We start from the raw sequence: 13,132 nt of genomic DNA, 5'->3' as shown, positions 1-13,132 counted from the left end.
ATGAGCGATAAGAAAACCAGCAACCAGATGTGGGGCGGACGTTTTGCCTCGGGTCCGGCCGCCATCATGGAAGCGATCAACGCGTCTATCTCCTTCGACCGCAAACTCTATGCGCAGGACATCAAAGGCTCGATCGCCCATAGCGAGATGCTGGCGCAAACGGGCATTATTTCGGCGGCCGATCAAGAAAAAATCGCTGACGGGCTGAACACGATCCTGAGAGAGATCGAGGCCGGCAGCTTCGAGTTCTCGACGCGGCTCGAAGACATCCACATGAACATCGAGGCGCGCCTTGCCGATCTGATCGGCCCGGCGGCCGGCCGCCTGCACACCGCCCGCTCGCGCAACGATCAGGTCGCGGTCGATTTGCGGCTCTGGGTCAAGGAGGAGTGCTTTCGCGTCGCCGAGGCGTTGAAGGGGTTGATTGAGGCGCTGCTGGAGCGGGCCGAGGAGCATGCGGCGACCGTGATGCCGGGCTTCACCCATATGCAGGCGGCCCAGCCGGTGACCTTCGGCCATCACTGCATGGCCTATGTCGAGATGTTTTCGCGCGACCTGTCGCGTGTCCGCGATGCGATCGAACGCATGGACGAAAGCCCGCTCGGTGCCGCCGCACTTGCCGGCACCAGCTTCCCGATCGACCGCCACCGGACCGCCAAGGGGCTCGGCTTCCGCGAGCCGATGCGCAATTCGCTCGACAGCGTCTCGGATCGCGATTTCGCGCTCGAGTTCCTTGCCATGGCCGCGATCTGCGCCACGCATCTGTCGCGGCTGGCCGAAGAGATCATCATCTGGTCGACGCCGCAATTCGGCTTCGTCAGGCTGTCGGACTCGTTTTCCACCGGCTCGTCGATCATGCCGCAGAAGAAGAATCCCGATGCCGCCGAACTGGTGCGCGGCAAGACCGGCCGCGTCACCGGCCATCTGGTCGGCCTGCTGACGGTGATGAAGGGCATGCCTTTGACCTATGGCAAGGACATGCAGGAAGATAAGGAATCGGTATTCGACGCCGCCGAGACGCTCGACCTGATGCTGGCGGCGATGACCGGCATGGTCTCGGACATGACGGTCAACGCAGCCGCGATGAAGAAGGCCGCCGGCTCCGGCCACGCGACAGCAACCGACCTTGCCGACTGGCTGGTGCGCACGCTCGGCCTGCCGTTCCGAGAGGCGCATCATGTCACCGGCCGGGCGGTGGCGCTGGCCGAAGACAAGAAGGTGGGGCTGGAGAAGCTTTCGCTGGAGGATCTGCAGTCGATCGATCCCGGCATCACGGCCGACATATTCTCAGTGCTGGCGGTGCAGAACTCGGTCAAGAGCCGCACCAGTTTCGGCGGCACCGCGCCGTCGGAAGTGAGGAAGCAGATCCGCGCCTGGAAAAAGCGACTGGCGAAAGCGTAATGCCGGATGTTGCGCCAGCAATATCCCGGACATGCGACCAGCAATATCCGGACGTTGCGCCAGATATTGCGACGAGCAATATCTCGGGGTGCAATGCGCCGAGAACTCGGCTAAAAGCGGCGGCTGACAAACGTTTCGGACGGATGGATCGATGACCGGAAGCAGGATTTTGGTGACGCTGACGCTGCTGGTGGCGATCGCGGCCGTCTCGGCCTGCGGCAGGAGGGGCGGTCTCGACACGCCCTATGAGGCGGCCGTGCAGGCGCGCAAGGATGCCTCGAAGGCCCATCAGCCCGTGCCGCCGGAGCCAGAAAAACCGGTCAAGGACAAGAAGTTCATCCTCGACCCGCTGATCTAGGCCGACGAGAGCGGGGCCTTCCAACCCGATCTCATCTTGCCGCAACTTCCGGAATCACTCCCGTGAACCATTTCGACTACCGCGACGGCGTGCTCCATGCCGAGGACGTGGCGATACCAGATATCGCCGCACAGGTCGGCACGCCATTCTACTGCTACTCGACGGCCACCCTGACCAGGCACTACCGGGTGTTTGCCCAGTCCTTTGCCGGGCTCGACACGCTGGTCTGCTACGCCATGAAGGCCAATTCCAACCAGGCCGTCCTGCGGACGCTGGCGAAGCTCGGCGCCGGCGCCGACGTGGTTTCGGAAGGTGAATTGCGCCGGGCGCTGGCCGCCGGCATTCCGGCCGGCAAGATCCTGTTTTCGGGCGTCGGCAAGACTGCGCGCGAAATGGACTTTGCCCTTGCCGCCGGCATTCTCTGCTTCAACGTCGAGTCCGAGCCTGAACTTGAGCTGTTGTCGGCGCGAGCCGTTGCCCTTGGCAAGGTGGCGCCGATCTCGCTGCGCATCAATCCCGATGTCGACGCCAGGACCCACAAGAAGATCTCCACCGGCAAGGCCGAGAACAAATTCGGCATCCCGTGGCAGCGGGCGCGGCAGGTCTATGCCCGCGCGGCAACGCTTCCCGGCATCAGGATCACCGGCATCGACACCCATATCGGCAGCCAGATCACGGAGCTGCAGCCCTTCGACGACGCCTTCGCCCTGCTTGTCGATCTGGTCGGCGCGCTGCGGGCGGACGGCCATGCCATCGAGCATATCGACCTCGGCGGCGGCCTCGGCATCCCCTATCGCGTCGACAACAACCCGCCGCCGCTGCCCGATGCCTATGCCCAGATCGTCAGGAAGCATGTCACCAAGCTCGGGCTGAAGGTGATGTTCGAGCCGGGCCGGCTGATCGTAGGCAATGCCGGTATCCTCGTCTCGGAAGTGATCTTCGTAAAAGAAGGCGACGCCAAGAACTTCCTCGTCGTCGACGCCGCCATGAACGATCTCATCCGGCCGACGCTCTACGATGCCTTCCACGATATCCGTCCGGTCGTGCAGCCGCCGGCGGACACGCCGCGCATGATGGTCGACGTCGTCGGCCCGGTCTGCGAGACCGGCGATTATATCGGCCTGGACCGCGATCTGCCCAGGCTGAAGGCCGGCGACCTGATTGCCGTCTCCACCGCGGGCGCCTATGGCGCGGTGCAGGCCGGCACCTACAACACCCGTCTGCTGGTTCCGGAGGTGCTGGTCGACGGCGACCGGTTCCACGTCGTGCGCCCACGCCTGACCTATGACGACCTGATCGGACTGGATTCGATGCCCGACTGGCTTGCATAGAAGCGCCGGAAACACACCGACCCGTCACAGGGAGCAATCATGACGAACGGCATCACCGTCACACGCGAGCGCATTGCCGCGATGGAACCGCGCATCCGCCCCTATATCAGGCACACGCCGGTGCTGCGCGTCGACATGGCCGACTTCGATCGGCCGCCGTTGGCCGTCGACCTGAAGCTCGAATGCCTGCAGCATTCCGGCTCGTTCAAGGCGCGCGGCGCCTTCACCAACCTGCTGGAGCGTGCGGTCCCAAAGGCCGGTGTCGTCGCAGCATCGGGCGGCAACCATGGCGCGGCCGTCGCCTATGCCGCCATGCGGCTTGGCCACAAGGCGACCATCTTCGTTCCCGAAGTGAGCCCGGCGGCCAAGCTGGAACGGATCCGCTCCTATGGCGCCGAGCTGATCGTCGGCGGCGCCCGCTATGCCGAAGCGCTGGCCGCCAGCGAACGGTTCGCCGAGGAGACCGGCGCTTTGCAGATTCATGCCTTCAACCAGGAGGAAACGCTCGTCGGCCAGGGCACGCTTGGGCTCGAAATCGAGGCCGATTTGCCTCGGATCGACACGCTGCTGGTCGCTGTCGGCGGCGGCGGTCTGATCGGCGGCATCGCTGCCTGGTTCGCCGGCCGCAGCCGTATCATCGCCGTCGAGCCGGAAGGAGCGCCGACGCTGCATCGCGCCTTCGAGGCCGGACACCCCGTCGATGCGCCGGCCGAGGGCATCGCCGCCGATTCGCTGGCGCCAAAGCGCGTCGGCGAAATGATGTTCCCGATCGCCGAGGCCTATGTCGAACGCTCGATCCTGGTCGGCGACGACGACATCGTCGCCGCGCAGAAGGCGCTGTGGAACCGAACCCGCATCATCTCCGAGCCGGGAGGTGCGGCCGCCTTTGCCGCAATCCTGTCGGGCCGCTATGCGCCGGCGCAGGGCGAACGGCTCGCCGTGCTGGTCTGCGGGGCGAATGCGGACCCCGCTACCTTCTAAAGGGCCTGCTGCCTTCTAAAGGGTATGCAGGATGGAACTATAACGGTCCACTTCACGTTTTTTCGAACCGCCTCGCCTTTGCCGTGTTTGCTGGTATTCTTTGAGTCGTGAGGCGTCGGGCTATCTGCCCGCTCCACAGCATGATCCCGAAACATGGAATCCCTTTCGGAACAGATCATGCTCAAAGGGATAGGGCCGCATCCCGGTTTCGGGATGCCATAGGCTCAAGGAAGGGCCGATGACGCAACGACCCACCTTCAGCAGCGATCGCGGCCTCGCCGGGCGGCTGGCTTTGAGCAGGCTGGCCACGCGGGTCTCGATGGTGGTCGAGCGCGGCTGGCCGTTGCTGCTTCCCCTCGTCATCGTTGCCAGCCTGTTCCTCAGCATCTCCTGGCTCGGGCTATTCTCCCGGCTGCCGGATATGGCGCGCATCGGCCTGGTCGCTGCCTTTGCCATAGCAGCACTGGCCGCGCTTTATCCCCTGCGTTTCTTCCGCCTGCCGGGCGCCGGCGAAATCGACCGCCGCATCGAGGCAGCCAATCAACTGTTGCACAGCCCGGTGCTGGTGCAGACCGACCGGCCAAGCGGCCGGGAAAGCAGCTTCTCGCAGGCGCTATGGCGCGAACACCAGAAGCGCATGGCCGGAAAGCTCGACAACCTCGGCGCCGACCTGCCGCGCACGCGCGTGCCGGAGCGCGACCCTTGGGCCCTGCGCGCGGTGGCGGCACTTTTGCTCGTTACCGCCTTCGCCTTCTCCTTCGGGCCGACGGGCGGCAGGATCAGCGACGGCTTCAATGCCCATGGCGCGCGCGATATCGTGCCGCCGCGCATCGACGCCTGGGTGACGCCGCCGTCCTACACCGGCAAGCCGCCGATCTTCCTGACCGCCGACGCCAACCAGGCCATCCCGACCTTTACGGTTCCCGAAGGCAGTGACGTTTCGCTGCGCGTGACGGGCGGCTCAGGCGAGGAAACGCTCGGCTACGCCGACAAGAATGGCAATTCCCGCGCCATCGACCCGGCTGCGCCGCAGGCCGCCGCCAAGCCGGCTGCAAGCCCGGCGACGCCGTCCAAGGTGCGCCAGTTCACCAGCAAGCTGACCGGCGACGGCACGCTGACGCTGACGTCGGGCGAGGACCAGCTCGGCCGCTGGGCCTTCGCGGTCGTACCGGACAAGCCGCCGCAGATCCGCTTCGTCGGCGAGCCCAAGCGCGCCGCCAACGGCGCCTTCGAGCTCAACTACCAGATCGACGACGACTATGGCGCCGCCACCGCCAAGGCGGTGCTCGCGCTTGCCGATCCGCAGGCGCCGAATGCGCGTCCACTGTACGGTGCACCTGAAATGCCGCTGACGCTGCCGCGCCGCGGCGGCAAGTCGAACGCCGCCAGGACCTCGAAGGACCTGACCGAGCATGTCTGGGCCGGCAGCAGCATCAAGCTGACGCTGGTCGCCACCGACGATGCCGGGCACACCGCATCGAGCGAAACCAAGACGCTGCTGATGCCGGAGCGGCCTTTCGCCAATCCGCTGGCACGCGCCGTGATCGAACAGCGCCGCCTGCTGGCGCTCGACGCCAACGCCAAGCCGCGCGTGCTCGACCTGATGGACGCCATCACGCTGCGGCCGGAAGACACCTTCGACAACATGTCCCACTACCTCGCCATCATGAGCGCCCGCACCCGGCTGAAGATGGCCGACAGCGACGATCAATTGCGCAGCGAGGTCTCCTATCTCTGGGAAATCGCGCTCGGCATCGAGGAAGGCAATCTTTCGGCCGCCGAAAAGCGGCTGCGCCAGGCGCAACAGGCGCTGCAGGACGCCATCAAGAATGGCGCCAGCGACGCTGAAATCGAAAAGGCGATGAAGGAACTGCGCGAGGCGATGAACCAGTTCCTGCAGGAATTCGCGGAGCGCGCCAAGCAAAATCCCAACGCCCCGCAGATGCAGCAGAATGGCCAGGAACTGCGCCAGAGCGACATCGATCGCATGATGGACCAGATCGAGAACCTGGCGAAGTCCGGTGATCGCGACAAGGCCCAGCAATTGCTGTCGCAACTGCAGGACATGATGAACAATCTGCAGGCCGGCCGTCAGCAGCAAGGCGGCCAGCAGGACAGCGAGATGCGCCAGCAGATGGACAAGTTGGGCGAGATCCTGCGCCGTCAGCAGGAGATGATGAACGACACCTTCCGCATGGATCAGATGCAGCGCGGCGAGCGCCAGCGCGGGCAGAACCGTGACGAGCAGCTCGGCGAAGGCGGCCAGGACGAGGACAGACCCGGCGTCGGCGAAGACCGCGATCCGCTCGCCCGGCAAAAGCCGATGACGCCCCAGGAATTCGCCGATGCGCTGAAACAGCTGCAGCAGGGCCAGGGCCAGTTGCAGAGCGACCTCGAACAGCTGAAGAAGGGCCTCGAAGGCATGGGTATGGAGCCCAATGAAGGATTTGGCGAGGCCGGCAAGTCCATGGGCAATGCCGAACAGGCACTCGGCGAGGGCGAAGGCGATGCGGCCGTCGGCCATCAGGGCCGGGCGCTGGAAGCGCTGCGCAAGGGCGCCAAGGACATGATGAAGCAGATGCAGGCCATGCAGGGCGACCAGGGTGGCGGCGAGGAAGGCGGCCGCCAGCAGAACGCCGATCGCGATCCGCTCGGCCGGCCGCGCGCCAGCCAGGGTCCCGATTTCGGCGATTCGGTGAAGGTGCCCGACGAGATCGACGTCCAGCGCGCCCGCCAGATTCTGGAAGCGATCCGCAAGCGGCTCGGCAATGCGCTCAGCCCTGACATCGAACGCAGCTATCTGGAACGGCTGCTCGAGCTGAAATAGAGCAATTCCAGGAAATGTGTGAAGCGGTTTTCCGTCCGGAATTGCGAAAAAACAAGGGGATTGCCGCCCCCGTCCATCCCACCTGAAAACCCTCTCGCACGGTTGCACCACCATGCCCAGACTTGGCGCCGTCACACCCATCCTGCGCATCTTCGACATTGCCAAGGCGCGTGAATTCTATGTCGGCTTCCTCGACTTCAAGGTGCAGTGGGAACATCGCTTCGCCGACGACGCGCCGCTCTACATGGCGATCGGCCGCGACGGCTGCGTCCTGCATCTCAGCGAACATCATGGCGACGGTGCACCCGGCATCGCCCTGCGCATCGAGGTCGAGGACATCACGGCTCTTCATGGCGAGCTGACCGGCAAAAACTACCGCTTCGCCAGGCCAGGCGTGGAAGAGACGCCTTGGAAGACCCGCGAGGTATCGGTCGCCGATCCGTTCGGCAACAGGCTGCATTTCTACGAGGATGCCGCCGGCTGACTGAGCCTGTTGACGAAGGCTTCGCGGATCGCATCCTGCATGCCGTCGATCGCCTCGCCTGACGCGTTCGGGTTGCGGTGCATCACCACGTTCGAGGAATCGATGGCGCCGAATCCGTCCGCCGTGGTCAGTTCACGACAGCCGTCCGGAATGTTGCTGCGCGAGATCGGCGCGATCGCCAGTCCGGAGGTGACGGCGAGCTTGAGGCCGCCGGTGGTGTCGCTGGTATAGGCGACACGATAGGCAAGATCGCGCTGCTCCAACGATTTGATGGCGAAGTCCTTGCACCAGCCGGCCCGGTTGTAGAGCGCGATCGGCACCGGCTGTTCCTCATGCATGTGATGCAGGGACGATGTCACCCACACGGTCGGGTCGTGCATCAGCACTTCGCCGCCGGCGGGATCCTGCCATTCGAACACCACGCACAGATCGAGCTCGCCGGCAGCGAGCGCCGCCATCTGTGCCCCGGAATGGGCATAGCGCACGGTGACCTCGACCTGCGTATGACGCTTCGAGAAAGCGCCGAGCGCGCGCGATAGGATGGCGTGGCCATATTCCTCCGGAATGCCGATGCGCACCGGCCCGCCAAGCGGCGCTGCCGCCATCGATGCCGACGTCTCGTCGAGCAGCGAGACGATGCGGCGGGCGTTGACGATGAGTTCGCCGCCGCGCCGCGTCAACGCGACGCCGCGCGAACCGCGCTCGAACAGGCTGGCGCCGATCAGATCTTCGAGCTTCTTCATCTGCATCGACACCGCGGATTGGGTGCGGCCGGCCTGCTCCGCCGCCTTGGTGAAATTGCCGGTCTCGGCAATCGCCACGAAGGTGCGCAGGAGGTCGCTGTCGAGGGTCGGCCGCATGAAATCCGCCATAAGAGAATTTGATTGCTGGCATCATTCCAATTCGTTTGCAACATGTCAAACGGCGGATGATAGTCGCCTCACCCATTGGATATGCGGCTGCGAAATCAGCCGCGGACCAATCAAGAGTCCTCACTCGTGCCCGCTGCCCGAAACGGTGGCGGGTTCTTTTTACCCCGCAGGCGGCAGCTTCGGATCGTACGCGCAGGAGCCTGGATGCAGATGCAAAATCGGATGGTGGGCGGCATCCTGAGCCTGTGCCTCGGCGTGCTGGTCTTTTCGCTGCAGGATCCGCTCGTCAAAGCCGTGTCGAGCGGTTATCCAGTGACCGAGGTGATGGCGATCCGCTCGATCGTCGCTCTGCCGATCCTCATCGTTCTGGTCCATGCTGATGTTGGCTTGCGGGCGATCCTGTCGAAGCGATTCGGCATGCTGACGGTGCGCGCCTTCATCCAGTTCACCTCCTATACGATGTACTACCTGGCCATCGCCGCCTTGCCGCTTGCCGATGCGGTGGCGCTTTATTTCATGGCGCCGCTGTTCATCATGGTGCTCGCCGGGCCCTACCTTGGCGAGCGCGTCTCCTGGCAGACACTGGCAACCGTGCTGATCGGCTTGTTCGGCGTCCTCGTGATGCTGCGCCCCGGCGCAGGGCTGTTCGACTGGGCAGCGCTGCTGTCGCTGGGCTCGGCGGCGCTCTATGGTTTTTCGCAGCTGATGGCCCGCAAGATCGGCGACACCGAATCGTCCACCGTGATGGCCTTCTATCAGAACGGCGCCTATCTGGTTGGCGCCGCCGTGGTTGCCGGCGCGTTTCACCTTGCCGGCATAACCCACGCCGTCCACCCCAGCTTGGAATTCCTGGTACGGCCATGGCTTTGGCCGACGCTGCCGGATTTTCTAAAGATGGCCGCCTGCGGCTTCGTCGCCTCCGCCGGCATGATCCTGCTGTCGCAGGCTTACCGGATGGCGCCGGCCAACCGCGTTGCCACCTTCGAATATACCGGCATCCTGTGGTCGCCGCTGTGGGGTTTCCTGTTCTTCGCCGAGGTGCCGCGGTCGACGACCGTGATCGGTGCCGCCTTGATCATCGGCGCCGGCCTGCTGGCGCTCAGCACCGAACGGCGCAAGAGTACTCCACCTGTGCTCGCTGCCGCCGACCCAGCCTGATCAGGCGAAGCAGATCAGCGCCCGTTCGACGCGCGAGCGGATTTCAGCCAGCGTGAAAGGCTTCTGCACGACATCGAGGATGATGCCGTTCAATTCCTCGGCGCGCTCGCGCTGGTCGGCATAGCCGGTCATCAGCACGATCTTGATGGCGGGAAACAATGTCGCCGCCGCTATCGCCATCTCGATGCCGTCCATCTCCGGCATGCGGATATCGGAGACGACGAGATCATAGCCGCCACGCGCGGCCTGGATCAGCGCAAGCCCCTGCGCGCCATCCGCCGCGATATCGATTGTGTGCCCGGCGCGTTCAAGCGCGCGGGCGGCCAGGGTGCGGACGGACTCATCGTCCTCGACGATCAGAAGCTTTGCCATGGCCGGCATATTTGGCCGCCAAAAGTTGACTTTTCCTGAAAGCGCTGAGGATCAGCAAACCTTTTTGCTGCCGCTCAGGCATCCCCTTTGACGACACCGACAAAGGGCAACTCGCGAAAGGCATGGGCTACATCCATGCCGTAGCCGACGACGAAATAGTCGGGGCAGTCGAAGCCGACATAATCGGCATTGAGTTCGGTCTGGCGGCGCATGCGCTTGTCGAGCAGCACGGCGATCGAACAGCTCTTGGCGCCCCGCGACAGCATCAGCTCGCGGGTGAAGCTCAGCGTCTTGCCCGATTCGAGAATGTCGTCGATCAGCAGCACGTCGCGGCCAGCGACCTCATTGTCGATGTCGCGCAGCACCCTCACCTCGCCGCTGCTGGTGCCGGCGCCATAGCTGGAGATGAAGATGAATTCGACCTCCGGCGACAGGCCGACATCGTGCATGGCGCGGATGAGATCTGCGGCGAAGATGAACGACCCCTTCAGCACCGAGATCACCAGGAGGTCATGGTAGTCGTGTCCGGCAATCTCCTTGGCGAGTTCGAGATTGCGCCGCGCGATCGCCGATGCAGAAAACAGGACTTCGATGTCCTTGCCGCGTACAATTGGCATTTTTCGCCCCGCTGATTTCTTGCCTAAACGCGTTCACGCCCAGCACGTGTTGAGATTCAGGTCAGGCTGAGTCGAAAACGGTGGTTTCCGAGAACCGGAGCGGAGCGTACTGAAGTACGTGAGCACCGGAAGCGCAGGAAACCGCCGTTTGCGGCCAGTCTCACCTGAATATCAGCACACGCTATTCGGCGAAGGTGACCGATACAGTTCTTACACCGTTTCTAGGCACGTCGAGCCGGCTGGCAAAGCCGAATCTTTCGCCAGAGGCCAGCGAACGGCCGGATGTCCCCAACGTATAGCGGGTGATGTGCCCGTCATTGCCGGTCACCCGGATTTCAAGCGGCGGCAGCTGCGCCGGTTTGGCGCCGTCATTGGCGGCCTCGCCATCGACGAACAGCGCAGGGTTCGGTCCGGAAGCATCGACGCGTGACGTGACGCCCGAAATGCTGAGCGCCGACGCTTGCGCGCTGGACAGGAACGGCACCTGGCGCACCAGCGCGTGCCCGCCGGAAACCCAGAAGGCGGCCAAGGCAGCGCCGATGCCGGCGATCCAGAAGATCGGCCCGCCGCGCGAGGCTGGCGGCCGCTCCGGCGGGGCTTCGGGCTTGCGCAGCATGTCCATGCCCTCGATGGGTGGCATCACGATCGCACGCGGCAGCGGCGAAACGCTTTCCACGGCAGGTGCAGGGCGCGGCATCACCACGTAATCGGCATCGACGATGTCGGCGGCCGAACCGCGCATGAACCGGTCCGCCGCGGCAATTGCCGTCGGATCGGTCATGATTTCGCCGGAAACCGGGCGCGCGGTTCGATCGTCAGCCATCATGGCCCCAGCATTGCAGCACGTGTTCGCTTTTCGTTTCTTTTGCGTAAACACAAATGGTTAACGCTTCCCCACCGGAGCCCTCGTGACGAGTCGAAAGAGCCTAGGAATTAACCGCCGGTTAACCATGCCGGCCGATGGTCTTTACCCAGAACAGGCCGGCTCACTGCCGTGCCGAATTTCAGGTCGTCGAAATTGATTCGCTTCGAAAATGTCGGCCTCCGCTATGGCATGGGTCCGGAAATCCTCCGCGACATCTCCCTGCACATTCCGGAGCGCTCCTTCCAGTTCCTCAGCGGGCCTTCGGGCGCCGGCAAGACGACCTTGCTGCGCCTGCTGTTCATGTCGCTGAAGCCGACGCGCGGGCTGATCACCATCTTCGGCAAGGATCGCTCCCGCATTTCCCGCACCGAGCTGCCGCATCTCAGACGCCGGATCGGCGTGGTGTTCCAGGATTTTCGGCTGCTCGACCACATGACCACCTATGAGAACGTCGCGCTGCCGCTGCGCGTGCGCGGGCGCGAGGAGGCGAGCTACCGCACCGATGTCACCGAGCTGTTGAAGTGGGTCGGGCTGGGCGAACGCATGCATGTGCTGCCGCCGGTTCTGTCCGGTGGCGAGAAGCAGCGCGCCGCGATCGCGCGGGCGCTGATCGAGCAGCCGGAAATCCTGCTCGCCGACGAACCGACCGGCAATGTCGATCCGCCGCTGGCGCGACGCCTGCTGCGGCTGTTCATCGAACTCAACCGTCTCGGCACCGCCGTGGTGATCGCCACCCACGATCTCGGCTTGATGGAGCAGGTCGACGCGCGCCGCATGATCCTGGCCGGGGGAAGGCTGGACATCTATGACTGAACTGTCCGCCGAACATTTTGTGGAAAGGGAGCAGGACGCCGAGGCGACCGAAGCAAAGCCGCGCGCCCAGCGCAGGATGGCGCCGATCGTGCCGGCGCAGAACATCGCCGGCCGGGCGCTGGTGCTGGTCATCGCCATCATGACCTTCCTGTCCTGCCTGACTTTCGGCGCGGTGACGCTGGTGCGCGACACAGCGTCCGTCTGGGAGAACCAGATTTCACGTGAGGCAACGATCCAGATCAAGCCGGTCGACGGCCTCGACATGGAAGCAGCCCTTACCCAGGCCTCGCAGATCGCCGGCGAATTCCCCGGCGTCAAGGCGACCCGGATCATCGACCGCGAGGCGACCGCGCGGCTCCTTGAGCCCTGGCTGGGCTCGGGCCTCAACATCGACGAATTGCCGGTGCCGCGACTGATCATCGTCACCATCGACGAGAACAGCCCGCCCGATTTCGCCGCCATACGCGCCGCGATCACCCCGAAACTGCCGAGCGCATCGCTCGACGATCACCGCACCTGGGTCGACCGGCTGGTGGCGATGGCCCGCACCACGGTGACCATCGGCATCGCCGTGCTGGCGCTGATGCTGTCGGCGACGGTGCTGACGGTGGTGTTCGCGACGCGCGGCGCCATGGCCGGCAACGGTCACATCATCGAAGTCCTGCATTTCGTCGGCGCCGAGGCACGCTTTATCGCGCGCGAATTCCGCCGGCATTTCCTGGTCACCGGCATGAAGGGAGCGGCGGCCGGCGGTGCCGCCGCAGTGCTCGTGTTCATCGTCTTTTCCTGGTGGTCGTCGCGCAATATGGCGACGCCGCAGGCCGACCAGGCGACCGCCCTGTTCGGCAATTTCGCCATCGGTTCGGCAGGCTATCTCGGTGTCGTCTTGATGGTGCTGGTGATCGGCGGACTGACGGCGGCAACCTCGCACGCCACCGTCGTTGCCTATCTCAGCGACATCGATGTCCGCCAACCGGATGCAGGCTAATTCATGTCGCCCAAAAGTGGGAACCGGTTTTGGGACAACGACATGGATAAAACAGGGTGATCACG

Annotated in this window: 13 protein-coding genes; 9 read left to right on the top strand and 4 right to left on the bottom strand. The window is 64.4% G+C overall.

Translation table 11 applies throughout. From position 1 onward, the window contains the following. The 6 genes from argH (at window position 1) to EOC83_RS19900 (ending at window position 7,382) form a co-directional block, all read left to right on the top strand. The gene (argH, locus tag EOC83_RS19925; RefSeq protein ID WP_063169086.1) at window positions 1–1,401 is read left to right on the top strand and encodes an argininosuccinate lyase; all 1,401 of its coding nucleotides are present in this window, start codon (window positions 1–3) and stop codon (window positions 1,399–1,401) included. Window positions 1,402–1,552: 151 nt separating this feature from the next. Further along, entirely contained in the window at window positions 1,553–1,759 is a 207-nt protein-coding gene (locus EOC83_RS19920) for a lipoprotein (protein WP_013529409.1), read from the top strand. A gap of 62 nt (window positions 1,760–1,821) precedes the next feature. Continuing rightward, window positions 1,822–3,090, top strand: coding sequence for a diaminopimelate decarboxylase (gene lysA, locus EOC83_RS19915; RefSeq protein ID WP_063169087.1), 1,269 nt, complete (start codon window positions 1,822–1,824; stop codon window positions 3,088–3,090). Window positions 3,091–3,129: 39 nt separating this feature from the next. Beyond that, window positions 3,130–4,071 carry a threonine/serine dehydratase gene (locus tag EOC83_RS19910; protein WP_063169088.1) on the top strand — a complete coding sequence of 314 codons (942 nt, stop codon included), beginning with the start codon at window positions 3,130–3,132 and terminating at the stop codon, window positions 4,069–4,071. A 238-nt stretch (window positions 4,072–4,309) separates the two neighbouring features. Then, the gene (locus tag EOC83_RS19905) at window positions 4,310–6,898 is read left to right on the top strand and encodes a TIGR02302 family protein (protein ID WP_063169089.1); all 2,589 of its coding nucleotides are present in this window, start codon (window positions 4,310–4,312) and stop codon (window positions 6,896–6,898) included. 112 nt (window positions 6,899–7,010) lie between these two features. After that, the gene (locus EOC83_RS19900; RefSeq protein ID WP_063169090.1) at window positions 7,011–7,382 is read left to right on the top strand and encodes a glyoxalase superfamily protein; all 372 of its coding nucleotides are present in this window, start codon (window positions 7,011–7,013) and stop codon (window positions 7,380–7,382) included. Here EOC83_RS19900 and EOC83_RS19895 read toward each other — a convergent pair. Further along, window positions 7,361–8,242: a LysR family transcriptional regulator gene (locus EOC83_RS19895; protein WP_024503767.1), complete on the bottom strand. Its 882-nt coding sequence runs from the start codon at window positions 8,240–8,242 to the stop codon at window positions 7,361–7,363. The genes EOC83_RS19900 and EOC83_RS19895 overlap by 22 nt on opposite strands. A 222-nt stretch (window positions 8,243–8,464) precedes the next feature. On the opposite strand from EOC83_RS19895, the gene EOC83_RS19890 reads away from it, so the two are divergent. Then, entirely contained in the window at window positions 8,465–9,412 is a 948-nt protein-coding gene (locus tag EOC83_RS19890) for a DMT family transporter (RefSeq protein ID WP_024503766.1), read from the top strand. Here the strand turns inward: EOC83_RS19890 and EOC83_RS19885 are convergent, their stop codons facing one another. The 3 genes from EOC83_RS19885 to EOC83_RS19875 all read right to left on the bottom strand — a co-directional run bounded on the left by EOC83_RS19885 (window position 9,413) and on the right by EOC83_RS19875 (window position 11,227). Then, the gene (locus tag EOC83_RS19885; RefSeq protein ID WP_063170346.1) at window positions 9,413–9,784 is read right to left on the bottom strand and encodes a response regulator; all 372 of its coding nucleotides are present in this window, start codon (window positions 9,782–9,784) and stop codon (window positions 9,413–9,415) included. Between the two features lie 74 nt (window positions 9,785–9,858). Then, on the bottom strand, window positions 9,859–10,401 hold the full coding sequence (gene hpt / locus EOC83_RS19880; RefSeq protein WP_013529401.1) for a hypoxanthine phosphoribosyltransferase: 543 nt from the start codon (window positions 10,399–10,401) through the stop codon (window positions 9,859–9,861). A gap of 181 nt (window positions 10,402–10,582) precedes the next feature. Beyond that, a complete protein-coding gene (locus EOC83_RS19875; protein WP_063169091.1) occupies window positions 10,583–11,227 on the bottom strand; it encodes a hypothetical protein in 645 nt (214 codons plus the stop codon). A gap of 192 nt (window positions 11,228–11,419) precedes the next feature. Here EOC83_RS19875 and ftsE point away from each other — a divergent pair, with 192 nt between their 5' ends. Together ftsE and EOC83_RS19865 are read left to right on the top strand one after the other, a co-directional pair. After that, window positions 11,420–12,079: a cell division ATP-binding protein FtsE gene (ftsE, locus tag EOC83_RS19870; protein ID WP_010911739.1), complete on the top strand. Its 660-nt coding sequence runs from the start codon at window positions 11,420–11,422 to the stop codon at window positions 12,077–12,079. Continuing rightward, on the top strand, window positions 12,072–13,067 hold the full coding sequence (locus tag EOC83_RS19865; protein WP_013529399.1) for an ABC transporter permease: 996 nt from the start codon (window positions 12,072–12,074) through the stop codon (window positions 13,065–13,067). Before ftsE ends, EOC83_RS19865 begins: the two co-directional genes overlap by 8 nt. Window positions 13,068–13,132: the final 65 nt, after the last annotated feature.

This window comes from Mesorhizobium sp. Primo-A, assembly GCF_003997175.1.
Classification (GTDB): domain Bacteria; phylum Pseudomonadota; class Alphaproteobacteria; order Rhizobiales; family Rhizobiaceae; genus Mesorhizobium; species Mesorhizobium ciceri.
This window is presented reverse-complemented; position numbering and strand designations above follow the sequence as displayed.

Bases quoted from the DNA above. Each gene is read 5' to 3' on its own strand.
- EOC83_RS19900 (WP_063169090.1), top strand. From the start codon at position 7,011: ATGCCCAGACTTGGCGCCGTCACACCCATCCTGCGCATCTTCGACATT.
- EOC83_RS19895 (WP_024503767.1), bottom strand. From the start codon at position 8,242: ATGCGGCCGACCCTCGACAGCGACCTCCTGCGCACCTTCGTGGCGATT.
- hpt (WP_013529401.1), bottom strand. From the start codon at position 10,401: ATGCCAATTGTACGCGGCAAGGACATCGAAGTCCTGTTTTCTGCATCG.
- EOC83_RS19905 (WP_063169089.1), top strand. From the start codon at position 4,310: ATGACGCAACGACCCACCTTCAGCAGCGATCGCGGCCTCGCCGGGCGG.
- EOC83_RS19890 (WP_024503766.1), top strand. From the start codon at position 8,465: ATGCAAAATCGGATGGTGGGCGGCATCCTGAGCCTGTGCCTCGGCGTG.
- EOC83_RS19885 (WP_063170346.1), bottom strand. From the start codon at position 9,784: ATGGCAAAGCTTCTGATCGTCGAGGACGATGAGTCCGTCCGCACCCTG.
- EOC83_RS19875 (WP_063169091.1), bottom strand. From the start codon at position 11,227: ATGATGGCTGACGATCGAACCGCGCGCCCGGTTTCCGGCGAAATCATG.
- argH (WP_063169086.1), top strand. From the start codon at position 1: ATGAGCGATAAGAAAACCAGCAACCAGATGTGGGGCGGACGTTTTGCC.
- EOC83_RS19910 (WP_063169088.1), top strand. From the start codon at position 3,130: ATGACGAACGGCATCACCGTCACACGCGAGCGCATTGCCGCGATGGAA.
- EOC83_RS19865 (WP_013529399.1), top strand. From the start codon at position 12,072: ATGACTGAACTGTCCGCCGAACATTTTGTGGAAAGGGAGCAGGACGCC.
- EOC83_RS19920 (WP_013529409.1), top strand. From the start codon at position 1,553: ATGACCGGAAGCAGGATTTTGGTGACGCTGACGCTGCTGGTGGCGATC.